The sequence below is a fragment of the Volucribacter psittacicida genome (assembly GCF_004339025.1).
GTDB classification, from domain to species: Bacteria; Pseudomonadota; Gammaproteobacteria; order Enterobacterales; family Pasteurellaceae; genus Volucribacter; species Volucribacter psittacicida.
Window position 1 is genome coordinate 553,948 of the sequence record NZ_SMFT01000001.1, and the last position, 24,518, is coordinate 578,465.

18 protein-coding genes are annotated in these 24,518 nt (G+C 37.8%); 6 read left to right on the forward strand and 12 right to left on the reverse strand.

Going from position 1 to position 24,518, the window contains the following annotated elements:
* Positions 1 to 19: 19 nt before the first annotated feature.
* The 5 genes from EV694_RS02500 to EV694_RS02520 all read right to left on the reverse strand — a co-directional run bounded on the left by EV694_RS02500 (position 20) and on the right by EV694_RS02520 (position 4,481).
* Positions 20 to 790, reverse strand: a complete 771-nt coding sequence (locus EV694_RS02500) for an iron ABC transporter ATP-binding protein (protein ID WP_132688779.1) — start codon at positions 788 to 790, stop codon at positions 20 to 22.
* A complete protein-coding gene (locus EV694_RS02505) occupies positions 781 to 1,749 on the reverse strand; it encodes an iron chelate uptake ABC transporter family permease subunit (protein ID WP_132688782.1) in 969 nt (322 codons plus the stop codon). The genes EV694_RS02500 and EV694_RS02505 overlap by 10 nt, the downstream gene beginning before the upstream one ends.
* On the reverse strand, positions 1,733 to 2,695 hold the full coding sequence (locus EV694_RS02510) for an ABC transporter permease (protein WP_132688785.1): 963 nt from the start codon (positions 2,693 to 2,695) through the stop codon (positions 1,733 to 1,735). The genes EV694_RS02505 and EV694_RS02510 overlap by 17 nt, the downstream gene beginning before the upstream one ends.
* 113 nt (positions 2,696 to 2,808) lie before the next feature.
* A complete protein-coding gene (gene zevB, locus EV694_RS02515; RefSeq protein ID WP_132688787.1) occupies positions 2,809 to 3,834 on the reverse strand; it encodes a zinc transporter permease subunit ZevB in 1,026 nt (341 codons plus the stop codon).
* Entirely contained in the window at positions 3,825 to 4,481 is a 657-nt protein-coding gene (locus tag EV694_RS02520) for a DUF1007 family protein (protein WP_132688790.1), read from the reverse strand. The genes zevB and EV694_RS02520 overlap by 10 nt, the downstream gene beginning before the upstream one ends.
* Before the next feature lie 449 nt (positions 4,482 to 4,930).
* Between EV694_RS02520 and ettA the strand changes: the two genes are divergently transcribed.
* Positions 4,931 to 6,601 (forward strand): energy-dependent translational throttle protein EttA, encoded by a 1,671-nt coding sequence (ettA, locus tag EV694_RS02525; protein WP_132688792.1) that lies wholly within the window; start codon positions 4,931 to 4,933, stop codon positions 6,599 to 6,601.
* A 361-nt stretch (positions 6,602 to 6,962) separates the two neighbouring features.
* Here ettA and recD read toward each other — a convergent pair whose 3' ends face one another.
* The 5 genes from recD to ycfP are packed head-to-tail and all read right to left on the reverse strand — an operon-like array spanning position 6,963 to position 15,221.
* The gene (recD, locus tag EV694_RS02530) at positions 6,963 to 8,903 is read right to left on the reverse strand and encodes an exodeoxyribonuclease V subunit alpha (protein ID WP_132688795.1); all 1,941 of its coding nucleotides are present in this window, start codon (positions 8,901 to 8,903) and stop codon (positions 6,963 to 6,965) included.
* 8 nt (positions 8,904 to 8,911) lie between these two features.
* Positions 8,912 to 12,511 (reverse strand): exodeoxyribonuclease V subunit beta, encoded by a 3,600-nt coding sequence (recB, locus tag EV694_RS02535; protein ID WP_132689215.1) that lies wholly within the window; start codon positions 12,509 to 12,511, stop codon positions 8,912 to 8,914.
* A 30-nt stretch (positions 12,512 to 12,541) separates the two neighbouring features.
* A complete protein-coding gene (locus EV694_RS02540) occupies positions 12,542 to 12,898 on the reverse strand; it encodes a DsrE/DsrF/TusD sulfur relay family protein (protein ID WP_132688797.1) in 357 nt (118 codons plus the stop codon).
* Positions 12,899 to 12,942: 44 nt separating this feature from the next.
* Entirely contained in the window at positions 12,943 to 14,682 is a 1,740-nt protein-coding gene (locus EV694_RS02545; protein ID WP_132688800.1) for a protein-disulfide reductase DsbD, read from the reverse strand.
* Positions 14,682 to 15,221: an alpha/beta hydrolase YcfP gene (ycfP, locus tag EV694_RS02550; RefSeq protein ID WP_132688803.1), complete on the reverse strand. Its 540-nt coding sequence runs from the start codon at positions 15,219 to 15,221 to the stop codon at positions 14,682 to 14,684. Before ycfP ends, EV694_RS02545 begins: the two co-directional genes overlap by 1 nt.
* Before the next feature lie 190 nt (positions 15,222 to 15,411).
* Between ycfP and EV694_RS02555 the strand changes: the two genes are divergently transcribed.
* From EV694_RS02555 to EV694_RS02575, 5 genes are all read left to right on the forward strand, one after another.
* Complete coding sequence (locus tag EV694_RS02555; protein WP_132688806.1) at positions 15,412 to 16,656, forward strand: chloride channel protein; 1,245 nt, start codon at positions 15,412 to 15,414, stop codon at positions 16,654 to 16,656.
* Between the two features lie 191 nt (positions 16,657 to 16,847).
* Complete coding sequence (ycaO, locus tag EV694_RS02560) at positions 16,848 to 18,614, forward strand: 30S ribosomal protein S12 methylthiotransferase accessory factor YcaO (RefSeq protein WP_132688809.1); 1,767 nt, start codon at positions 16,848 to 16,850, stop codon at positions 18,612 to 18,614.
* Between the two features lie 341 nt (positions 18,615 to 18,955).
* Entirely contained in the window at positions 18,956 to 19,591 is a 636-nt protein-coding gene (lolB, locus tag EV694_RS02565; protein ID WP_132688812.1) for a lipoprotein insertase outer membrane protein LolB, read from the forward strand.
* Positions 19,591 to 20,475 carry a 4-(cytidine 5'-diphospho)-2-C-methyl-D-erythritol kinase gene (gene ispE / locus EV694_RS02570; protein WP_132688814.1) on the forward strand — a complete coding sequence of 295 codons (885 nt, stop codon included), beginning with the start codon at positions 19,591 to 19,593 and terminating at the stop codon, positions 20,473 to 20,475. Before lolB ends, ispE begins: the two co-directional genes overlap by 1 nt.
* Positions 20,476 to 20,532: 57 nt before the next feature.
* Positions 20,533 to 21,480: a ribose-phosphate pyrophosphokinase gene (locus EV694_RS02575; protein WP_132688817.1), complete on the forward strand. Its 948-nt coding sequence runs from the start codon at positions 20,533 to 20,535 to the stop codon at positions 21,478 to 21,480.
* Positions 21,481 to 21,636: 156 nt separating this feature from the next.
* Here EV694_RS02575 and EV694_RS02580 read toward each other — a convergent pair whose 3' ends face one another.
* Both EV694_RS02580 and ushA read right to left on the reverse strand, forming a co-directional pair.
* On the reverse strand, positions 21,637 to 22,629 hold the full coding sequence (locus EV694_RS02580) for a siderophore-interacting protein (protein WP_132688820.1): 993 nt from the start codon (positions 22,627 to 22,629) through the stop codon (positions 21,637 to 21,639).
* 220 nt (positions 22,630 to 22,849) lie between these two features.
* A complete protein-coding gene (gene ushA / locus EV694_RS02585) occupies positions 22,850 to 24,499 on the reverse strand; it encodes a bifunctional UDP-sugar hydrolase/5'-nucleotidase UshA (protein ID WP_132688823.1) in 1,650 nt (549 codons plus the stop codon).
* Positions 24,500 to 24,518 lie beyond the last annotated feature (19 nt).

The following is a 24,518-nucleotide window of genomic DNA, read 5'->3' on the forward strand; positions in this document are numbered from 1 at the left end:
TCTCCTAAATAAACAGTGATTAATAAGGGGATCGGAAATAAACCGCAATTTTTTGCTGGTTAATTTGTTGTACAGGGATCGGCATATCATAAATATTTTGCAAAATATCAGGCTGCATAATTTCTTCAACCGCTCCCTGTTGGACTAATTTTCCCGCTTTCATTGCGACAATATAATCGGAATAACAAGAGGCAAAATTAATATCATGAATAACAATCACAATGGTTTTATGTAATTCTTCTGCTAATCGGCGTAATACTTGCATAATTTGTACCGAATGTTTCATATCTAAATTATTAAGAGGTTCGTCCAATAAAATATAATCGGTATCTTGAGCAAGGGTCATAGCGATATAAGCACGTTGTCGTTGTCCACCGCTTAAATTTTCAATATATTGCTGGCGGAAATCTTGTAAATTCATATAATCAATGGCTTGTTCAATAAAAGTGCGGTCGTTTTTGGTTAAATTTCCTTTGCTATAAGGAAACCGACCAAAAGAAACTAACTCTTCCACCGTTAAACGTAAATTAATATGATTGGATTGCTTTAAAATGGATAATTGTTTGGCAATGTCTTCCGTTTTCTGTTGGCAAAGTAATTGACCATTTAGCCAAATTTCGCCACTGTCTGCCTTTAATAAACGGCTGATAATGGCTAATAAGGTGCTTTTACCCGCACCATTAGGCCCAATAAATGAGGTAATTTTTCCTGTTGGTACAGTCATAGACACATTATCTATTACTTTTTTTGTACCATAACTTTTATTAATATTCTTAATTTCTATTGCCATTTTTTATTTGTTCTCAATAGTAAATAAATAAAATAAACGCCACCCACAAAATTAATAATAATGCTTAAGGTGGTACTAAAGGTAAATACCTGTGAAACCAATACTTGTCCTATGGCTAATGTCATAATGGAAATTAACATACAAGCAGGAATTAATATTTTATGCCGAAAATCTCGGATAAATTCAAAGGTAATATTCATTACCAATAAACCTAAAAAAGTAATAGGCCCCACTAAGGCAGTAGAAACTGAGGTTAATATGGCAACGATAATGAGTAATTTTTTGGTTAATTGATGATAAGGTACGCCTAAATTAATGGCTTGTTCACGCCCTAAAGCTAAGACATCAAGATAATGAATATAGCGATAAGCATAGCCCATAGTAATGAGTAAAATGGTTAAGGCTAGCCATAAAATATTGGTATTAATACGATTAAAACTGGCGAAACCAATATCCTGTGCAATTTGAAATTCATTAGGATCAATTAATACTTCCATAAAGGTGGTCATACTTTGGAAAAATGTGCCAAAAACAATACCCACTAATAATAAAAAGAATATATTTTGTTGATCACGTTTAAATAGAAAGAAATATAAGGCAAGGGCAAATAACACCATAATGCCCGTAGAAAATAAGAATAATAAAATGGAATCTATGGATAATAAGGTGGCGGAACCTGCACTAAAAATAATGAGCGTTTGAATTAATAAATATAAAGAATCTAATCCTAAAATACTTGGGGTTAAAATACGATTATTCACAATGGTTTGAAAAATCATCGTCGCTAAAGCAATGCCTGCCCCTGTAATGATAATGGCAAGTAAACTTAATGTGCGATGATGAAGTGCATAATGCCAACGATTTGGTAACTGATAAGTCAAATAAATGGCGGAAGAAACTAGCACGAGTAGCACTAACGCCAAAAGTTGATAAGCACTGCGTTTATTTTTGATGACCATAACGATATTGCTTTAAGAGTAAATATAAGAAAATCACACTGCCAAATACCCCCACCATTGCGTTAATGGAAATTTCATAAGGATAGATGATCCAGCGTCCTAAAATATCACAAGCTAAGACAAATACTGCCCCTAAAAGGGCGGTATGGGATAAGATTTTTTTGAGATTATCGCCTAAATAAAGGGTAACAATATTGGGAATGATAAGACCAAGAAAAGGAATAACGCCAACAGAAACAATAACAATGGAAGAGACGGTTGCCACAATGCCTAACCCAAGATAAAGCACTTGTTTGTAATTTAAGCCTAAATTTGTGGCAAAATCTTCTCCCATACCCACAATAGAAAAACGATGAGCAAAAAGATAAGCTAAGATTAAGGCGGGCAGGCTAATATATAAAATTTCGTAACGCCCTGTCATTACTAAGGAAAAATCCCCTTGTAACCAACCTGATAAGTTTTGTAATAAATCTTGCTGATAGGCGATAAACGCCGTAATGGAGCTTACAATATTACCAAACATAATGCCCACTAGAGGAACAAAAATCGTGTCTTTAAATTTTAGCCTTGCCAAAATGCTCATAAACAATAATGTGCCTAGAAAGGATACGAGAATCGCAATACCTGTTTTCGCTAACATAGAAGCGGAAGGAAAAATTAACATAGCAATGAGGATACCTAAACGAGCGGAATCCATAGTGCCTGCGGTGGTGGGCGACACAAAACGATTGCGACTAAGTTGTTGCATCACTAAACCACAAATGCTCAATGCTGCACCAGCAATTAAAATACTGATTAAGCGGGGAAGTCGACTAATCAGTAAGATTTCCCATTGATAGGGATCAAAAGCGAACAATCCTTGTAAATTAACGGTACTGACACCTAAAAATAATGATACAACGGATAGCGTAATCAATAATGCAAAAAGATAACGGCGTTTAATCATATTAAGGCTTAACTTAATCTAAATGAGAATAATTTTGATAATTGAGTGCTAATATAACATTTAGAAATGCGCAAGTATAGTCATTCCACCTTAAACTCATACGACCATAAATGCTAACGACCTAATAAAATTGCACCGCCTGTGCTGGGTAATGTGGTGCTATAAAATAAACTAATAGCAAAAAAGATAAGGATAATTCCTGCTAAAAATTTCGCTATTATGCCAAAATGATGAGTAATATTTGGCGAAAAATACCATTTACCCACCCCAACAGCAAGACGGCGGGCATATTGTAATAATAAGGCAAATGCCGAAAGGGTTATCCCTGTTCCAATTCCCATTGCTAATGTGGCAAGTATTCCCCACCCATAGAGATCGAGCATATAAGCCAGAAACAGCACAAAAATTGCCCCTGTGCAAGGACGCATACCAATGCTTAACACAATTAATGCCTGCGATTTCCAACTTTCTGCTTGTTGTAATTGAGTAGAGGAAGGCAGATGTTGATGCCCACAATCACATTGGGGAACAGATAAAATTTTTGTATTTTTGACCTCACTTTGCAATGGCATTGGCAAAAGTTGCCCCTGTTGTATAGGGGTTAGCTGATGAATTTTTACCCTTTGAGGTAGTTTTTTCTCTTGTTTTTGTCTTATTTTGCTCAAGGCTTGCCAACACCAATAAAGCCCTAACAACAGTAATAAAATGAAGGCAATACGTTCGATCCATAATTGACTTAATCTAAAATACGCCGAAGAAAGGTTAAGCAAAACCACAACCAAAGAAGTCAGCCCAATGGCAACCAATGCTTGCACTAAGGAAGACAGTAAGGTTAAACGCATCGCTATAGGCATTTGGGTGGGTTGTAAAGCAAGGTAACTCGCAATAATAAATTTGCCATGCCCCGGTCCTAGTGCATGAAAAATACCATACAAAAAACTTACCAAAATAAGCCCAGCGCCCGCATTTAAAGGTTGTTGCTTAATATGCTGTAAATTATTGGAAATAAGCTGATTAAATAATTTTTGCCCTTGAGCCACTTGATGAACCAACCAAGGTGAAAAATAAATAACGCCAAGCAAAATAAGGCACAACAAGCCTAATAACCATAACGCACTCGTTTTTGATTTTAATGACATAACACCACCACTTTTTGTGCAAATTGCGCCCCAAGCGTATCATCTTCATCACGCTGTGATTTATCTAAAGATTCAGCATAACGTCTTAATTGTTCATCAATATTTGGCTCAATAATCTCCCCTTGGCAATTTGAGGGCAGCCCAGAAAAATCTACCGCTGATTGAACAATATTGGGTTTATTTGGCACATCATAATACATAAACACATAATAAGTGGGATCATAAGTGGTTAATTCAAATTGATTATTTTTCAATAATTGTGGTTTCGCTAACATAAAATCAAAATAGTACATAATATGCTGTCCCATTGAGGTGGCACCATAATTTTCTGGTTTCGCAAGGTATTTTATGGGCTGACGATGTTTATCGTAAAAATAACTAAAATAATGCTCCGCCACCACATTTTGCATAATTTCATCGGCTAGCGCTTGTTGCTTTTTCGGATCATTTTTTGATAACGCCAAATCATATAACATTTCAGAAGAGCTGGCTTCGTCTAAAATCCATTGCATACGAAAGCCTAACAAACGATCTTCTTCAACCAATAACGTATTTTTCATTTCCACAAAAGCATGAGGGTGAGCAAGTGTTGGTAAACAAAAGCAATAAGACAAAATAAATCCCAAAATCCAACCGCTCTTTTTCATTTTTCCTTGTTCCCTATGAATAAAAAAATCTATGCTAACAAAATGATTGGCTAAATCAACTTGAAAGTTTTACCTCTTACCCCACAACCTTTATTATTCAAACTGCACAAATTTATAGCAAGCATTTATATAAAAATGTAAAAATGCGTAAAATGTCAGCAAACAATGCGTTTTTTTGTGATGTAAGTCAAATATTATTTCAATACCTCTTTTCTATTAGAACCACTTTCTATATTATTCTCCTCGCTAAGTGAAAACTTGGTAATTCATAAAGTTCCTAAATAAAATAATTAAAATAGCTAAACTACTTTCCTTCCCTCCGGCTCGGAGGGTTTTTTTTACTTATCAAACTGACAAAATTCAAGTAAAATTATGCCTTTCCAATAAAGGGATTTGGAAAATTTTTTATTTTTCCACCGCACTTTACTAATCAAGCAATAGGACGAATTATGTCATCACAATTTGTATATACGATGCACCGAGTAGGCAAAGTCGTTCCGCCGAAACGTCATATTCTCAAAGATATTTCTTTAAGTTTCTTTCCGGGTGCCAAAATTGGTGTGCTAGGTTTAAATGGGGCAGGAAAATCCACCCTATTACGCATTATGGCAGGGGTTGATAAAGAGTTTGAAGGCGAAGCCAGACCACAACCGGGTATTAAAATTGGTTATCTTCCTCAAGAGCCTAAATTGGAACCACAACAAACAGTACGTGAAGCCGTTGAAGAAGCTGTCGCTGAAGTGAAAAACGCCTTAACACGCTTAGATGAAGTCTATGCACTTTATGCCGATCCTGATGCCGATTTTGATAAATTAGCAGCAGAACAAGCGAAATTAGAAAGCATTATTCAAGCCCACGACGGACATAATTTACAAAATCAATTAGAGCGAGCAGCGGATGCACTACGCTTACCCGACTGGGACGCCAAAATTGAACATCTTTCAGGGGGCGAACGCCGTCGTGTTGCCCTTTGTCGCTTATTGCTAGAAAAACCTGATATGTTGTTATTAGACGAACCAACCAACCACTTAGACGCAGAATCTGTGGCTTGGTTAGAACGTTTCTTACACGACTACGAAGGCACTGTGGTTGCCATTACCCACGACCGCTATTTCCTTGATAATGTAGCAGGTTGGATCTTAGAGCTAGACCGTGGCGAGGGAATTCCTTGGCAGGGCAATTATTCCTCTTGGTTAGAACAAAAAGAAAAACGCTTAGCCCAAGAGCAAGCCGCCGAATCGGCTCGTCAAAAATCCATTGAAAAAGAATTAGAATGGGTTCGCCAAAATCCAAAAGGTCGTCAAGCGAAAAGTAAAGCCCGTATGGCAAGATTTGAAGAGCTCAATACCAATGAATATCAAAAACGTAATGAAACCAATGAGTTATTTATCCCACCTGGTCCAAGATTAGGCGATAAAGTCATTGAAGTACAAAATCTTACCAAATCCTATGGCGATCGTACCCTTATTGATGATTTATCTTTCTCCATTCCGAAAGGAGCGATTGTGGGGATTATCGGTGCAAATGGTGCAGGTAAATCAACCTTATTCCGTATGCTAGCGGGCAATGAACAACCTGATTCGGGCTCCATCACCTTAGGGGAAACGGTGGTGCTTGCCTCAGTGGATCAATTCCGTGATGCCATGGACAATAATAAAACCGTATGGGAAGAAGTCTCCAATGGACAAGATATTCTTAGCATTGGTAATTTTGAAATCCCAAGCCGTGCCTATGTAGGGCGCTTTAACTTTAAAGGGGTTGATCAACAAAAACGTGTAGGCGAACTTTCTGGGGGCGAGCGAGGACGTTTACATCTCGCTAAATTATTACAACGTGGCGGTAATGTTCTATTACTCGATGAACCGACCAATGACCTTGATGTAGAAACCTTGCGAGCATTAGAAAATGCCATTTTAGAATTCCCAGGCTGTGCGATGGTTATCTCCCACGACCGTTGGTTCTTAGACCGAATCGCCACCCATATTTTAGATTATGGCGATGAGGGCAAGGTCACCTTTTACGAGGGCAACTTCTCCGACTATGAAGAATGGAAAAAGAAAACCTTTGGCGCTGACGCAACCCAACCTCATAGAATTAAATATAAACGGATTGCGAAGTAATTTAGTAATATCACTTATAAGAAAACCACTTTATGATGAAGTGGTTTTTTATGATCTTATTGTCGTTTCAATTTAAAATAAGGCAAGGTGGTACGTTGGATACAGTACAGGTAGGACGGCTATGCATATCAACACTGTATCATTTTAAAGTAAGGCGACTATATTTAGGAAAACTTACTGTTTTTCTAAGAAATGAACCTATCACTTTAAGTTTGTGATTTGCTATTTCATTATATCAACTACGGCCAAATCTAGTGGGTATACTTTTAAACCATAATCAAAAATAAATAGAATCAACACTTTAGTTCACTTGCAAGAAAAATGGATAAAACCCCAATATTAATGCCCTATTTATTGTTAATTATCCCAGTTTCCCCAACCACTGCGCCAATCCACTCTGTCGTTTTACAGGATTGCGTACGGCGGTTTTCCAGATATTTTCGTTGCTGAATACGCTAAATTGCTGTTTTGCTCGTGTAACAGCGGTATAAATAAGCTCTTTTGATAATAAGGGGGTAAATTTATTAGGGAGGACTAATAACGTATGCTCAAACTCTGAGCCTTGTGATTTATGTACTGTCATCATAAAAGCGGGTTCGTGGCGTGGAATACGGCTGGTAATTACGCCTTTAAATTGGTTATTTCCTACTTCAAACCAAACTTTGCCTTGCCCATGTTCATCAAGCAACGCCAAGCCAATATCACCGTTATATAATTCAACTTGGTTATCGTTTTCTAATACCATAATTGGCTTGCCAAGGTACCAATCTCGTGTATAACGAAAATTCACAAGTTTTTCTTGGTTTAAACGTAAAGCAATTTGTTGATTAAGGTTATCTACGCCATAATCCCCTGCCCGAAGTGCGGTCAAAAAACGGCATTTTTTAAATAAGGCGAAAATATGTTGTAGCTGTTGAGAACTCACTTCCTCAACATTAATGCCTTGTAATTGCTGTAAATATTGTTGGTAGTATTGCACCGCGTGCTCCACAATCAAAGCGATATTTTGTGCCACGTTATCCTGTAACAAAATAAAATCAATATCCTGATATTGTGAAAATAAGCTCAGACTTAAATTATCTTGGCATTGATTGACCGCATTGGCTAAATGCCCTATGCCTGAATATTGCTGAAAACGATAACTTTTGCGTAAGCTACATAAATGATCGCCAATGGGCGTTGCTTGTAAATTCTCTGTAAGCTGTTGCCCTGTGGTTTGTAAAAGATATTGGGTTAAGGCGGGGCTATATCCTTGTTGTTCAACTTGGGTCAAAAATTGCCCTAATTCGCCTAAAATTGCCCCTGCTTCTACGGAAGAAAGCTGATCTTTGTCGCCTAATAAAATCAATTTTGCTTGAGCAGGCAACGCAGATAACAATTTTTCCATCATAGCTAAATCCACCATAGAGGCTTCATCAACCACGAGAACATCAAGGGGCAAGGGGTTGTTGGCATTAAAATAGCAATGATCATCAAGAGGACGTATGCGTAATAAGCGATGTATGGTAGAGGCTTGTGTCTGAATCAGCTCCGCTAGCTGAGGGATTTTTTTTACTTCTCGATCAAGGGTTTGTTGCAAGGATTCGCTTAATCGGCTGGCGGCTTTGCCTGTGGGAGCCACTAATTTTATTCTTAGCAAGGGTAAATGTTGTTGCTGACGTAATAATTGTAACATGGCTAATAAACGAAAAACGGTGGTGGTTTTACCTGTGCCGGGCCCGCCCGTAATTAAGCAAAAGGATTGTTTAACCGCTGTTGCCACAGCAATTTGTTGCCAGTTAATTTCTTGCTCTGTGGGTTCAAAAAGTTGGTGCAAAATGGCATTGATTGCCTGTGGATCGGGGTGAAAATTTTGTGAATTTTTGACCGCACTTTGTAAGTAATTCGCCAATTTAGATTCATCTTGCCAGACACGATAAAAATAAAGCCGTCCAAATTGAAACACCAAAGGAGCGATATGTTGTTGTGGATCTTGACTAAAAGCAATATGCTCAGCTAATGCCTCTTGCCATTGTGTTACGGGCAGATGATCAATTTTTTGCCAAATTTCCGCCAAATAATCTTGCTCTCCTTGTCGATATGCCAAACCAAAAAAATCCATATTTGGATTGTTCTGCAACGATAAACAGGTATTCCCTTGTTGATAGCTGTAACTGCACAATGCCGCCAATAAAATTGCCAAATTTTGAAGGGGTTGAGCATAAGCATAGGGTTGCTGTTTATCGGCAATCATTTTGGCAAAATAATAATCCGCCTTGCTAATTATTTGCTGTTGGGTTAATTGGGCTAAAAGGGATAGCATAGTTCTTCCTAAAATAATTGGTCAAGCTGTTCAATCAAAGCGACATCAGGTTTATCAAAATACACGCCATATTCTGTATTTGTGCCATTCATACCGCGTATAAAAGTATAAATCACGCCGCCAAAATGCTTTTCATATTGATAATGAGGATCTCGCTGACGTAAATAACGATGTAATGCCAAGCTATAGATTAAATATTGCAAATCATAATTTGCTGATAGCATATATTCTTGTAGCTTATCTTGTTGGTAGTCTTGTGGCGAACTGCCCAAATAATTGGATTTATAATCCACAATATAATATTGCTGTTGATGGCAAAAAACTAGGTCAATAAAGCCTCGTAGCATACCCTGTACCGCCTCAAACTGGAAATCGGAGCGAGGGCGATGATATTGTGCCAATACTTGATTAAATTTATGCAGGTTAAAAGGTTTACCCAATTTTAAGTAAAATTGCCATTCTCTTAGCATTTGGGTAGGTGTAATTTGGGCAAAGGTTAAATTTGTTCCCTTAACTAATGGGGTATGAATTACCGCTTCAAACCATTGTTGTATCGGTTGTTGCCATTGGGGATCAAGTTGTAATTGTTGGCATAACTGTTCTATCAACGCCTGATCTACCCCTTGCTGAAATTGTGCTAATTCAAAATAACGGTGCAACGCCACGCCCACTTGCATTCCCATCGGAAAATCAAAGGGGCTATAACCTGCTGGATAATGTTCATCATTGTTAATGTCAGAATTCTCTTCCAATAACTGTTGAGGTTTATCGCTAAAATGCAGATCGTGATCTTGGGCATCATCAAAGAAAATATTTTGATTTTCCACCGCACTTTGTTTTTTTTGTTGCTGATAATTTAACGCCGTAAAACTGCTAATTTGCCAATTTCGTTCAATTTGCCCACAAAATTCTCGCATTGGCAACTCGGCTTGCTGCTGCTTTTGCGGAGATTCCATTGGTGCAAATATCTCAGGCGTTAAAATTGCCTGCTCATCACAAAAACGAGATAAAAACGCCTTGGTATTCAATGGTTCGGATAAGGTTTTTTCTGTGCCAATTTTGCCTTGAGTAAGCACATATAAAAAGGCATTCCAGCCTTGTTTAGGGGTAAATTCTTGTGGCAAACTCATAACCAGTTGATATTTCGCTCGAGTTAAAGCCACATACAATAAACGCAATTCCTCCGCCATAGCTTCATAACGAATGGCGTCTTGATGTTGCAAATCCATATCCCAACAAATTTGTTGTTGATGTTCATCATAATAGGTTTGAATTTTGCCTGACGGCATTTTCATCGCTTCTGCTAAAAAAGGTAACCAAACCAAATCATATTCTAGACCTTTAGATTTATGGAAAGTAACAATTTTGATTAAATCTCGCTCGCTTTCCAAACGAATTTGTTGTTCTTCTTGGCGATCTTTACCTAAAATTTGATCTTCAAACCAACGTAATAATGCCCCATTGCTTTCGTGCAATACACTGGCTTGTTGCAATAACTCCGCTAGGTGCAAAATATCGGTTAAACGGCGTTCCGCATTTTTTTGTTGCATTAATTTTTGTGGAATTTCTTCTTTTAACAAGAGATGATGTAACATCGCCAACACCCCTTGATATTGCCAAATACGTTGATAATTGACAAAACGCTCTAACCTAGATTGCCAAGATTTTTCATCTTGTCTGACCTGATAAATTTTTGCACTATCTAAAGCAAATAAGGCGGTAGAAATGGCATTTAAGATTGCCCGTTCATTAAAGGGATTTAAGCAAGCCGTTAAAATTAAAGCAAGTTCTTCTGCCTCTTTGCTATCAAACACATTTTGATTATCCGATAAATAAACCGAAGGTAATTTCAATTCCGCTAAGGCATTTTTAATTAAGGCAGCCTCTTGCCAATTTCGCACTAATACTGCGATATTACGGGCTTGAATCGGCTCGCCATTAAGAGTCGCACTTTTTTTCTCCGAAAGAGCGAGCCATTGTTGAATACTCTTTGCACAAATACAAGCGGATTCGGCTTTGTCATTTTTTTCCTGTATATAACATAACAAAGGGGGTTGCTCTTGCTGATCAAGCTGAAACTTAAGGCGTTGTTGGGCTTGTACTGGCTCAAATCGAATCTTGTCATAAAGAAAAGAAGAATGAGGTTGATGAAAATTAAACAGTTGATTAACGGTTTCTACCACAGCCACATCTGAACGCCAATTTTTATTTAAGCTAAAACGTTGTGAAGTTTGTTCCGCGGCAAAAAGATAAGTAAAAATATCCGCACCACGAAATTTATAAATCGCCTGCTTAGGATCGCCAATCATAATAAAGCCATTTTGTTTTTGCGCTGATTGAAGATAAATTTTGGCAAAAATATCATATTGTATGCGATCCGTATCCTGAAATTCATCAATCATCGCAAAGGGATATTGCTGATGAATTAAACTCGCAAAGGCTTCGCCCTGTTCCCCATAAAGGGCGTGGTTTAACAAGGTTAATAAATCATCAAAGTTTTTTTGTTTATGGTTTACCTTATATTTCGCTAATTGCTCACGTAACCAGCAAAGATAATGCCATAACAGGATTTTAGTATAAAGAGGATATTGTTCAACTTGTTGATTTATTTCATCAATTTTCTCAAATAAAGGATGTGTTAATGGCTCAGCGCCCTCATCACAATATTGTTGTATTAACGCTTGCTGACTAAAATACTTACAGAGATGTGATGGCAAATTTTGTTCATCGCTACTTGCCCAAGCCTCAATATTGGCAAACCAATTTTCCACATTATTCGCTCTAAAACTGGTGCGTTTTAATCGCTTTGGCTCGCCTTTTTTATAGCTTTTTTGCAATTCAGTAAAAACCAGCGTTTTAATTTCCGCTTGATCAGCCAACCACTGTTGTTTTAACTGAACAATATTTGCTTGACTGGCTTCAATATATTGTTGAATAAATTGCTCAAAAGGCAAGGTTAATAAGTGGGGTTGATTTATGCTTGGATTTAATCTTGCTCCTGATAAATAAGGCTTTAACTGTTGCACGACTTGTGCTGGCGACACCAGTTGTTGATAAACAAACTGGCTTGCCACTGGCGATAAAGGATAATAATGCTCTCGCCAATATTGATTAGCTAATTGTTGATAAAGCGCCGTTTGATCTTTGCTTAACTCCAAATCAAAATGTATGCCTGAATTAAAGGCGTATTGCGTCAATATTCGGCGACAAAAACCATGAATGGTATAAATTGCCGCAATATCCATATTTTGCTCCGCTAATACTAAACGCTGTATAGCAAGATCAATATCCTGAATCTGATGAATTAACTCGACCAAAAAAGGATCATAAGACGACACATCTTTCTCTTGTTGATACTGGATCAAGGCTTGCTTAACTTGGCTCACCCTTTCCCTGATTTTTTTCTTAAGTTCTTCTGTTGCTGCTTCCGTAAAAGTCACCACCAAAATATTTTCTACCCCCAAAGGTACAGGAAAAGGATTTTCGCCCACTTGTAATAATAAACGTAAATACAATGATACCATTGTATAGGTTTTACCTGTTCCCGCTGAGGCTTCAATTAAACTTACCCCATTCAGAGGTAAACGAATTGGATCAAGGGTTTGCATCGCCACAATGATTACCTATTATTGATTAAATTAGAAACTAATGACCTTATCAGCCCATAATGTCCAACGAGCAACATCATCTAATGTCCCCAAGCTCACCCCTTGAGCTAAAGGTAATTGACTGACAGCTCGAGCATTAGTGCAAGTCGTACAAAGTTTTACTTCCGCCCCTTGTGCGGTCAAAATCTCAATTAACTGTTGTATATTATTCCCCTCTTTCGGCGACTGACCGGCTAACCCAGCTAGCACAGCGTCCGAAAAGCAAAATAACTTAATCTGCACTTGTTGCCCATATTCCTCTTGTAAATTAATGGCTAACCGCAAGCCATTAAAGGTTTTTTCTGTTCCATAAGGGGATTCATTTAAAATAAACAATAATTTTTGCATAGGTGTTTCTCCGTATTAAGTGAAAAATATTTTTCCATTACATTTTATTTCTGAGCAAGATGCCGCAAAAATGCTTCCCCATTCATAAAGCCAGTAATTCTCAGAGATTCAATTTCTTTGCCCTCATGATCAAAAAATAAAATGGTGGGCAGCCCTAGCACATTAAACTTGTCAATAATTGCTTTATTTTCTGCGGAATTTTGGGTCATATCCACTTGTAATAACAACATATTAGCGAATCTTTGTTGCACATTGGGATCGCTAAAGGTGTATTTTTCAAATTCCTTACAAGCCACACACCAATCCGCATAGAGATCGAGCATAACCAAAGGTTTTTGGTTATCTGTTAAATATTGCTCTAATTGTGCTAAATTTTTAACAGGTTCAAATAAGTGATGCTGTGCTTGATTGAGTTGAGGTGATGAGGGTTGCCATAACCAATCTTGCAAAGGTTTTACAAGCACTAAGGCGAAAATCAAGCAAAGTAAACGTAATCCTTGTCCGATACCTTGTGGTTTTATTTGGTTCGCTAACCATAAAAAGAACGTGGTGCCAAGTAATGCCCATAATCTTAGCGCCCAATCTGGTTGAACTCGAGAAAATAAGAAAATGGGTAACGCAAGTAATACAAAGCCAAAGGCAATTTTGACCTTTTCTAGCCAAGCCCCTGATTTTGGTAATACTTTATTACCAAATAGCGTGATCAATAACAAAGGAATTCCCATACCTAGAGCAAGTAAATACAGGGTTATGGCGCCGATGAACATATCTCCACTTTGTGCAACATATAATAATGCGCCCGATAAAGGGGCTGTGATGCAAGGAGATGCAATAAGCCCTGCCACCATTCCCATAATAAATACCCCAGCAAAAGCCCCCGATTGTTGACGCTGGCTAAATTGCACTAACTTAGTTTGCCAACGCTGTGGTAATTGTAAATTAAACAAACCAAACATGGATAAGGCTAATAAGATAAACAAGATAGAAAATCCTATTAGCACATAAGGGCTTTGTAAGGCGATTTGAAAAGGCAATCCAAGGGTAACCACAATCAAGCCTAATAAGGTATAGGTTAATGCCATACCCTGTACATAAACAAAACTTAAAGTAAAAGCTCGCCATTGAGAGTGGCGTTGTTGCCCAATCACAATCGCTGATAAGAGGGGCAACATAGGTAAAACGCAAGGGGTAAACGCCAGCCCTATACCTAATAGAAAAAAGCCTAATATGGCATATTTACTTGAACTTAATTGATCAGCAAGTTGTTGCGATGATAAGGTTTGGCTAAAAATTTTGTTATTTTGTACCGCACTTTGTGGCTCATGGGTTGTGGCTTTGTACCATAATGCCAGATCGATTTCTTGAGTTTCGGGGGGATAACAAAATCCTGAGGTACAACCTTGGTAATGTACCAATAATTTTCCCTGTTTTTGATAGCTTAAAATTGGCACATTAAGGCTGAGTTGATCTTGATAAATAACCACTTCGCCAAAAAACTCATCTTGATAATGTTTGCCCTCTGGCAACAAAACCTGTCCAATTTCGGCATTTTCTGCAATGATGTTAATTTCTTTTTGATAAAGATAATAGCCTTCCGCAATATCCCAATGTAGCTGTAATCCCTGCCCTTCTTGTTCAGTCATACTAAAGGCAAAAGCCTGTTGAGCAGGTAAAAAAGAGGTGTGACGCTGAAATAAATTGGCGGATAAGGTAAGGGATATGCCATAAAGAAAGAATAGCAAGAAAATATGCCCTATCCCTTTATATTTTTTTATTTTGTACATCATGCTTGCTTAAATACCTTAATTTTTTGCAAATGTTGTGAGATTTTTTTGAATTTATGGCTTTCCTGTTCGTCCCAAATCACTTCATAAAATGGGGATAACAAGTCTGCACTGGCTTTAGCATCAAGGATTTCATCTTGTTTTGATAAAAACACGAGACAATTTCCTTGATTTTTATTTCTAAATTTTTCCACACATTTTGTCGCAATGTCTTCATATTCTTCAGGACGATCAATTTTCCCTTCCATATTATGCTGTGGAAATAAATTAGGATTAAACATCACTTGCTTGATCCCACATAAAAACCCAATACGTTCAGACCAATATCCCCCTAATCCCACGCCACAAATCAGTGGCTTAGGATCTTTACTTTCCGTTACCAATTTATGCACTTCATTTAATAAAAACTGCATATCGTGACGAGGATAACGAGTACTATAATTAATAAAACGCACATCCTCATCAATAAATTTTAATTGTAAAATTTTTTCATGATTACCCGGGCTACTTGAATCAAAACCATGTAAATAAATAATCATTTTATCCTCCCTAAAAAATATGCTCAAAACACACCGCACTTGGCGAAAACACTTCCTATTGAACCAAAAATTCCCCCATTCAACAAGCGATTTTAGCGGATATGATCATTTTATCCTGCACTCGCTTTGACGCAGGATAAAAAGTTATTTAAAATATCCGCCTTACTCCTCCTTTGGAAAGCAATTAACAATGAAAATCTCAGCAAAACTCTTTATTTCCCTCATCATTATTGGCATGTTAGCCGGGCTTACTGGGGTATTATTATCGCATTTATTACATTGGGTACAACATTATGCCTATGGTTATGCCACAAATGGACAAGATATTCCTTTTTTAGTCGGCGTAAGCCAAGCCTCAGGCGCAAGACGCTTTGGTATCGTGCTACTTTGTGGCGTGATTGTCAGCCTAGGTTGGTATCTGCTACACCGTTATCTCGGCTCGCCTGTTTCCATCAAAGCCGCCCTAAATCAACCTCACCAAGGTTTACCTTTTTTCCGCACGCTTTATCATGGTTTATTACAAATCATCAGTGTCGGCTTAGGCTCACCGTTAGGGCGTGAAGTGGCCCCGCGTGAAATCAGTGCTGCATTAGCAACCTTATGGTGTCAAAAAACACAATTATCTGAACAAGAAAGCAAATTGCTTATTGCTTGTGCCGCTGGGGCGGGGTTATCTGCGATTTATAACGTTCCCTTAGCTGGCATTATTTTTACCCTTGAAACCCTATTATTATGTTGGTCTGGTATCCCTATCATCGCAGCCTTTATCGCTTGTGCCATTGCCACCCTCGTATCTCGTATCGGTCTAGGCGATTTAGTACAATATCATTTAGTTGAAACGGAATTAACCCTTTCATTATTCTATTGGGCAGCATTAATCGGCCCCCTCATCGGCATACTTGTATATTTCTTCAAAAAAACTACCCAATATTTCCCTTGGCTCAAACGTAACGACAAACGCATTATATTAATAGGTCTCCTCAGTTTTAGCCTTATTGCCCTACTCGCCATCTATTTCCCAGCCATTTTAGGTAATGGAAAAGCGGGCAACCAACTCAGCTTTTGGGGATTAATTGGTTGGCACGATAGCCTCGCCTTAATGCTTATCAAATGGTTAGTGATCTTGCTTGCTCTCGCCGCTGGGGCTTATGGTGGGCTTATCACCCCCTCAATGATGTTGGGAAGCACCTTTGCCTTTAGCTCAGTATTTTTATGGAATGCCCTCGGTTTACCCACCATTCCCCTCGAATCAGCCGCCCTTATTGGCGCAACTGCATTTTTAGCAACCTCTTTAAATATGCCAATTACAGCATTGGTATTCTGCTTAGAACTAACAAGGGTTTCCCCAGCATTTTTATTCCCCATGGCAATCGCCACCGCTGGGGCTTACTTTACTCAATACTGGCTAAAAAACAGACAAGTAGACAAAGCATAAGTTATTTTCAAGTAACCTAACTAATAGGTTGCTTGAAGGAAAACTATTAGCAAAATTTAAGAAATAACAACAAGGATACTCCTCATAGAATAAATACCCTAACCATTTGATTAACCAATAAATCCCCTTGAACTCACAACTAAAATTCTCTATTATGCCCCACTTACATGATAAAAAAGGATCCTAATCAGATGACAGAACAAACCTTTATCCCGGGCAAAGATGCCGCCCTAGAAGAAAGTATTGAAAAATTTCAACAAAAACTGACCGCACTTGGTTTTAACATTGAACAAGCCTCTTGGCTTAATCCTGTGCCTAATGTATGGTCGGTGCATTTGCGTGATGCCGATTGTCCGCAATGTTTCTCCAATGGCAAAGGGGCAAGCCAGAAATCAGCCTTAGCCTCCGCCTTAGGTGAATATTTTGAACGTTTATCCACCAATTATTTCTTTGCTGATTATTATTTAGGACAAGATATTGCCCAAGGCGAATTTGTTCATTATCCCAACGAAAAATGGTTTAGTATCGATGATCCTGAACAATTACCTGAGGGAATTTTAGATGATTATCTGCGTGCTTATTATGATCCTGAGGGAGCATTAACCCCTGAGTTATTAATTGATTTACAATCGGGTAACGAACAACGAGGCATTGTTGCCTTGCCTTATGTTCGCCAAAGGGATCAACAGGTAGTATATATTCCTCAAAGTATTATTGGGAATCTTTATGTGTCTAATGGTATGTCGGCAGGTAATACACAATATGAAGCTCGTGTACAGGGTTTATCCGAAGTCTTTGAACGCTATGTGAAAAACAAAATTATCGCTGAGGCAATTAGTCTCCCCGAAATTCCGGCGGACGTTATGGCTCGTTATCCTTCTATTCAAGCCTCTATCGCTAAACTTGAACAAGAAGGCTTTCCAATTTTAGCTTATGATGCCTCATTAGGCGGTAAATATCCTGTTATTTGTGTGATTTTGTTAAATCCACAAAACGGCACCTGCTTTGCTTCTTTTGGTGCTCACCCAAATTTCCAAGTGGCTTTAGAACGTACGGTTACCGAGCTATTGCAAGGACGTAGCTTAAAAGATCTTGATGTCTTTACTGCGCCGTCATTTGATAATGATGATGTGGCGGAACACGCTAACCTTGAAACCCATTTTATTGACTCAAGTGGGCTTATCTCTTGGGATCTTTTCAAACAAACCGCTGATTTTCCTTTTGTGGATTGGGATTTTTCTGGTACGACTGAACAAGAATATCAAAACCTTATGCAGATTTTTAATCAACTGGATAAAGAAGTCTATATTATGGATTATAACCACCTCGGTGTTTATGCGTGCCGTATTATCGTACCAAGTATGTCCGATATTTATCCGCAAGATGATTTGATTTATGCCAATAATAATATGGGAATGGCGTGGCGAGAAATCTTACTTGACCTACCGCATTTCCATCACGATCAAGCCACTTACCAAGAATTGCTTGATGAACTTGATGAACAAGGTATTGATGATGCCACCCGAGTGCGTGAATTTATTGGTATTGTGCCGCCACCTAAATCAGGCTGGGTAACCCTACGCATTGGTGAATTAAAATCAATGTTACACCTCGCCTTAGGGCAACTTGAGGAAGCGCTTGATTGGGCAAATTGGACAATCAGTATGAATAGCTCAGTCTTTACAGCGGAGCGGGCTAATTATTACCGTTGTTTAATTCAATCTCTTGAACTCTATCTTGATACACAACGAGATCCAGAACAATATCGCAAGGTATTTGAAAAAATGTACGGAGAAAACACCGTTACTGCGGCTTGGCAAGCGATTCAAGGTAAAGCAAGCCCATTCTATGATTTGCTCGCCGATGATGAGCGATTACAGCATTTTACCGCCCATCAAAAACTGCTAGCGGCTTACGAAAAACTGCAAAAAGCCAAACGAGCCTATTGGCAACAGTAAAATCTAGTATAAAAAACAAAGGGCATTATGTGAGGTATCACGCATAATGCCCAATATAGACTTTTTAATTTAAAATATAGCCGTTTCAATTTAAATGAAGCAAGGCGGTATGTCGAATACTGTACAAGTAGTATACTGAGGTGTACCTACAGTGTATCACTTTAAAGTTGAGCGACTATAAAACGATAAAATACAGTGGCACAACGAATACAGCACACATAGTACAGCAATGTGCCAACATTATATTAGTGTAAAGCGAAAGTCTATATTTTCCATTTTTACTTTACTAACTCCCCCTAACTGCGTAAAATGCCCCTCGTAAATTCTAATTTGGTATGAATATGTTAAAATTTATTGCAAAATCAAAAAATTTTATCCTTATTACATTGTTAAGTTTGATGATAATTTCCTGTACCATAACAGAGAATTCGCCATCTCAAAGGCGTTATATCGATCCTCAAGATCCCACTTGGCTTGCGAATTTACAGCAAATTCAACAAATTCATTCTTATGCAGCTAATGGGCAATTAGGTTATATCAGTGCCGATGATCGCTTTTCTAGCCGTTTTGATTGGCGTTATCAAAATTCTCAATCCTATCAATTACAATTATCTTCAATGCTCACTAGCACAACCTTATCCATAAAAATGACGCCACAAGGTATGACAATTTCGGATAATAAAGGTAACCAACATAGTGCTACAGATGCGCAACAATTATTACAAGATATTGTAGGAATGAATTTTCCATTAGATCAATTTAGTGATTGGTTAAAAGGACAACCTAATCTTTCTCAGCCTTATTATGTGGGCGAAAATCATTTATTGGCAAATTTTAATTATCTCCATCAAGGAGAAATTTGGAATGTTGATTATTTAAGTTATCATAGCCAAAACACTCCCCCATTACCGAAAGATATTTTAATTAAAAACCAAGATAAAACCTTAAAAATTCGTGTAGATAATTGGATTTATTAATGAAAACTTACCGATTTTCCACCGCACTTTTATCGGGAAATGCGAGCAATCGATTTCCCTCCCCAGCTAAACTTAATTTATTTCTCTATATTAATGGCAAACGTGCCGATGGTTATCACGAATTACAAACCTTATTTCAATTTCTCGATTATGGGGATTGGTTAACCATTGATCCTATAGAAAATAGCAATGATATTCGCTTATCGCCTTATATTGCCCATCTCCCTATGCAAGATAATTTAATCTATCGCGCTGCACGTTTATTACAAAAAGTAAGTGGTTGCTCAAAAGGAGCAACAATTCACTTAGATAAAATCTTGCCTATGGGCGGTGGTATTGGGGGAGGATCTTCCAATGCGGCAACAACATTATTAGTGCTTAATAAATTATGGGGCATTAATCTTACGCCTGATGAATTAGCAACGCTCGGTTTACAATTAGGTGCTGATGTTCCTATTTTTATTCATGGTCAAGCGGCTTTTGCCGAAGGTGTCGGAGAAAAAATCAATTATTGTAGTCCGCCTGAGAAATGGTATTTGGTGTTAAAACCTGATATTGCGATTTCCACAGCAACAATATTTTCAGATCCTGATTTACCAAGAAATACGCCAAAACTCACCTTAAATCAATTAATGGCACAATCCTTTAGCAATGATTGTGAAAAAGTTGTGCGAAATCATTATCCTGAGGTTGAAGAATTGCTAAGCTGGTTGTTACAATATGCACCAGCACGTTTAACAGGTACAGGTGCTTGTGTTTTTGCCGAATTTGAACAGGAACAGCAAGCTCAAGCCGTTTTTAATATAAAACCTAAACAATACCAAGGTTTTGTGGCAAAAGGAGCAAATATTTCTCCTTTACAACAGCGATTAAATGATATTTAACATTACTTTCTCGGATTGCTTGCAATCCTAAACTTACTCTACTTTTGAGGTCAAACAATGCCTGACATAAAACTCTTTGCTGGTAATGCAACGCCAGAACTTGCGAAACGAATTTCTGAACGCCTTTATATTTCTATTGGCGATGCCACCGTTGGTCGCTTTAGCGATGGCGAAATTCAAGTACAAATCAATGAAAACGTGCGTGGTGCCGATGTATTTATCATTCAATCCACTTGTGCGCCAACCAATGATAATTTAATGGAATTAATCGTTATGGTTGATGCTTTGCGTCGTGCTTCTGCTGGACGTATTACTGCCGTCATTCCTTATTTTGGTTATGCTCGCCAAGATCGTCGTGTGCGTTCTGCTCGTGTGCCTATTACCGCAAAAGTTGTTGCTGACTTTTTATCTAGCGTAGGTGTGGATCGCGTATTAACTTGTGATTTACACGCTGAACAAATCCAAGGTTTCTTTGATGTACCCGTTGATAACGTCTTTGGTTCTCCTGTCTTAATTCACGATATGTTGAAGAAAACAGATTTGGATAATCCTATCGTGGTGTCGCCTGATATTGGTGGTGTTGTACGAGCAAGAGCTATCGCAAAATTACTCAATGATACCGATATGGCAATTATTGATAAACGCCGTCCTCGTGCTAACGTGTCACAAGTGATGCATATTATTGGCGATGTAGCAGGCAGAGATTGTATCCTTGTGGATGATATGATCGATACAGGGGGAACGCTAGTCAAAGCCGCAGAGGCATTAAAAGAACGTGGTGCGAAACGTGTATTTGCCTATGCAACCCATGCAGTATTCTCTGGTTCCGCAGCTAAAAATATTGCCAGTGAGGCTTTAGATGAAATTGTTGTAACTGATACTATTCCTCTTTCAGCGGAAATCAAAGCCTTAAATAAAGTGAGAGTATTAACCTTATCAGGTATGCTCGCTGAAGCGATACGTAGAATTAGCAACGAAGAATCTATTTCTGCAATGTTTAGCTAATATTAATTGACTGATTAATGGCTACAGTTTGTAGCCATTTTTATTTATAGCCTTTCCACTTTAGAATAACGATAAAGTGCGGTAATTTTTAGCAAAATTTTGGAACCAAATATAATCGTTTTAACTTAAAATGGAACTACCCTACTATATTAGACATCAACGCTTAACCCAATAAGCCTTAACTTTACTATTCTCCGTATTAAGATAACGTATTTCTCTAAAATATTGGCGTAAGGCCTTTGCGGTTTTTTGCTCAGTTGCCCCCCAAACGTTATCAATACGTGGAAGTTGTTGCATAATATTGATTAATTGTTCTGTTAAGTTTTGTTGATTTAAATAATAAACTTGAGTATCCGTTGGGAAATAATCTTTTAAATATTCCTGTTCCGAATCTTGATGTGCAATACTAATCACGATAGGAGGCTGGGGATTTTGCCAATCTTCCAAAATTTTTGCTAAGGTTGGAAATGCGGTTTCATCACCAAATAATACCGCTTGCCCAGTATTTAAATGGGCGGTTTTTTCATAGTGTAAAGAACTTGCGTGCAAAATATCGCCAGTTTGTAAGGCCTTTGCCCAGTTTGATCCAAGGCTATCATTGTGTAAATAAATATCCACAGCAACGATTTCCATTGATTGACCCGCAATGTTTCTTATTTCTCTTTGACGTAAACTGTAATAACGTTTAGCTTGACCAATTAATTGTTGTTCATCGGGTTGCTGTGAAAAACGATTAAGAGTAAATACCCAAGCTAAGCCTGCTTCTACTCTGGTTAAGGGTTGCAAGGGCTTGAGCCAAAGACGCATAAAATTCGCACTAAGAGATTGACTATCTTGCACTTGAAAATAGTAATGTTGCGATGTCATGCTGTTATCTAATTGTCGTAAGGCTGCAATAGCAATTTGCCTTACTTTTAACTCTATTTCGCCTTCCGTTAAAAATGGTACAAAATGAATTTGAGTCTGTCCTTCAAGACTCACTTCTAACTCCATACCTTGTTCAAATAAATCAGTAAAAAAGGCTTTTTCAACCTTAGGATCGATAAAGACCTGAGCAATAGCAAGTAATTCCTTATAATGATCATCATTGACATGCTCAATAATATCCAATTTACGATTTATATCATTAATCGCCGTTCTTTCTGTCATTGTTTATCCTTAATATTTTTAAATAAGGGAAATATTGGTGGAATATCTTAAGGGTTAAGGTTAAGAAAGTAAATGAGAATTATTTTTATATTGTAATTGTTTTAATTTAAAATGAGACAAGGCAATACGGTGAGAATCGTGAACACCACATTATTTTAAATGTAGGACAACGATAATAAAAGATAAAGAGGAAAGTAGATAACTTTCCCCTAAATATCACTTATTCCACAAACACCACATCATCTTTCGGATCAAAATCAGAAATATGAATTGGTAAATGTTCTTCAAAATATTTTTTTAGCATTTCAGCATCAATAAAGCCAGTATTCACATAGCTTGGGTGCTGTTTTAGTACAGGATAACCATCGCCACCTGCAGCACAATAATCTGGTAACGAAAGTTTATAAACCTTATTTAGTTCTAAAGGCTGACCAGCAATTTTCACATTGGATACTTTTTTAGCTTGACGATCAACAATCATAGACACGCCCGCAAATTGAGGATAAGCCCCCATATCCACTTCTTTTAATGCCACCACATTTAAATAATCCAAAAGTTCCTGCCCAGTTAAATCTACAGTAGCAATCATATTGCCAAAAGGTTGCACTGTAAGCAGATCTTTATAGCTTACTTTTCCTTCTTCAATAGAGGTACGAATACCACCAGAATTCATAATCTCAATATCTGAGCCAACACGTTCCATTTGAGATTGTGCAATTAAGCGACCTAAATTGGTTTGTTGAAAACGGATAATATCTCGATCTCCCACGAGTTTACCTCCGACAACTTCCCCAACTTCAATACCAAGCAATTTATCGCCTTGATCTTGATATTGTTTTAAATGAGTAAACACCGCTTGATCTTCAAGGATTTCTGCTTGATACAATTCATAGCTGACCTTGCCATCCGCTTGTTTCACACGTTGTTTTAAATTCACTGGAATAAGCTGATAATTCACTAAAGTCAGTTCGCCATTTTTAAACTCAAAGTCCGCACGCCCAAGGTATTTTCCCCACTCTCCTGCTTGCATAATCCAAGTATTATTTTGGTAATCAGGTTGACAACTTTCCCCAGGCGTATAAGTTTGTTTAAATTGCCCTTGATCATCAATACACAAGGTATCATGCGTATGTCCGCCAACAATAATATCTAAGGCTTTATTGTCTAAACTTCTTGCTAAAGACACATCGCCCGGAGCATTCATACCATGTTGCTCATCAAAATAATAACCGAGATGGGTTAATGCGATACGCACGTCAGGCTGTTCCTTTTGGTTAATATCAGTCAACAAGGTTTGAGCCGTCGCAATGGGGTTTTCAAAGCTCACTTTCTCCGTTACCTCTGGATTGCCTAATTTTGCGGTATCTTCTGTGGTTAAACCGATTACCGCAATTTTCAAACCCGATTTATCAAACATCGCATAAGGTTTCACTAAAGGTTGATTATTACTTTTATTGATAACATTTGCCGATAAAAACGGAAAATTCGCCCATTTTTCCTGCATATCTAATAATTGTAGTGGCGCATCAAACTCATGATTTCCCAATACCAGGGCATCAACCCCTAACATATTTAACCCTTCAATATCAGGTTTGGCATTTTGTACATCAGACTCAGGCACCCCTGTATTAAAATCCCCAGCGTGCAATAAAATCACTTCGCCTTGTTGTTCCGCTACCTCACGCCGAATATTATCAATTAAGGTTTTTTGTGCCGCAAATCCATATTTACCACGTTCATTTTTCCAAAAATGCCCATGGGTATCATTAAGATGTAACAAGGTAAAGCGGTAAGTTTTATCCACTTCATAAGCGAATAAGGTATTGCTAGCAAGTAATGCCAGTGAAAGTAATGTTTTGCTCAATTTCATTGTTGTATCCTTAAGTAAA

Bases quoted from the DNA above. Each gene is read 5' to 3' on its own strand.
- EV694_RS02500 (WP_132688779.1), bottom strand. From the start codon at position 790: ATGGCAATAGAAATTAAGAATATTAATAAAAGTTATGGTACAAAAAAA.
- EV694_RS02505 (WP_132688782.1), bottom strand. From the start codon at position 1,749: ATGGTCATCAAAAATAAACGCAGTGCTTATCAACTTTTGGCGTTAGTG.
- EV694_RS02510 (WP_132688785.1), bottom strand. From the start codon at position 2,695: ATGATTAAACGCCGTTATCTTTTTGCATTATTGATTACGCTATCCGTT.
- zevB (WP_132688787.1), bottom strand. From the start codon at position 3,834: ATGTCATTAAAATCAAAAACGAGTGCGTTATGGTTATTAGGCTTGTTG.
- EV694_RS02520 (WP_132688790.1), bottom strand. From the start codon at position 4,481: ATGAAAAAGAGCGGTTGGATTTTGGGATTTATTTTGTCTTATTGCTTT.
- ettA (WP_132688792.1), top strand. From the start codon at position 4,931: ATGTCATCACAATTTGTATATACGATGCACCGAGTAGGCAAAGTCGTT.
- recD (WP_132688795.1), bottom strand. From the start codon at position 8,903: ATGCTATCCCTTTTAGCCCAATTAACCCAACAGCAAATAATTAGCAAG.
- recB (WP_132689215.1), bottom strand. From the start codon at position 12,511: ATGCAAACCCTTGATCCAATTCGTTTACCTCTGAATGGGGTAAGTTTA.
- EV694_RS02540 (WP_132688797.1), bottom strand. From the start codon at position 12,898: ATGCAAAAATTATTGTTTATTTTAAATGAATCCCCTTATGGAACAGAA.
- EV694_RS02545 (WP_132688800.1), bottom strand. From the start codon at position 14,682: ATGTACAAAATAAAAAAATATAAAGGGATAGGGCATATTTTCTTGCTA.
- ycfP (WP_132688803.1), bottom strand. From the start codon at position 15,221: ATGATTATTTATTTACATGGTTTTGATTCAAGTAGCCCGGGTAATCAT.
- EV694_RS02555 (WP_132688806.1), top strand. From the start codon at position 15,412: ATGAAAATCTCAGCAAAACTCTTTATTTCCCTCATCATTATTGGCATG.
- ycaO (WP_132688809.1), top strand. From the start codon at position 16,848: ATGACAGAACAAACCTTTATCCCGGGCAAAGATGCCGCCCTAGAAGAA.
- lolB (WP_132688812.1), top strand. From the start codon at position 18,956: ATGTTAAAATTTATTGCAAAATCAAAAAATTTTATCCTTATTACATTG.
- ispE (WP_132688814.1), top strand. From the start codon at position 19,591: ATGAAAACTTACCGATTTTCCACCGCACTTTTATCGGGAAATGCGAGC.
- EV694_RS02575 (WP_132688817.1), top strand. From the start codon at position 20,533: ATGCCTGACATAAAACTCTTTGCTGGTAATGCAACGCCAGAACTTGCG.
- EV694_RS02580 (WP_132688820.1), bottom strand. From the start codon at position 22,629: ATGACAGAAAGAACGGCGATTAATGATATAAATCGTAAATTGGATATT.
- ushA (WP_132688823.1), bottom strand. From the start codon at position 24,499: ATGAAATTGAGCAAAACATTACTTTCACTGGCATTACTTGCTAGCAAT.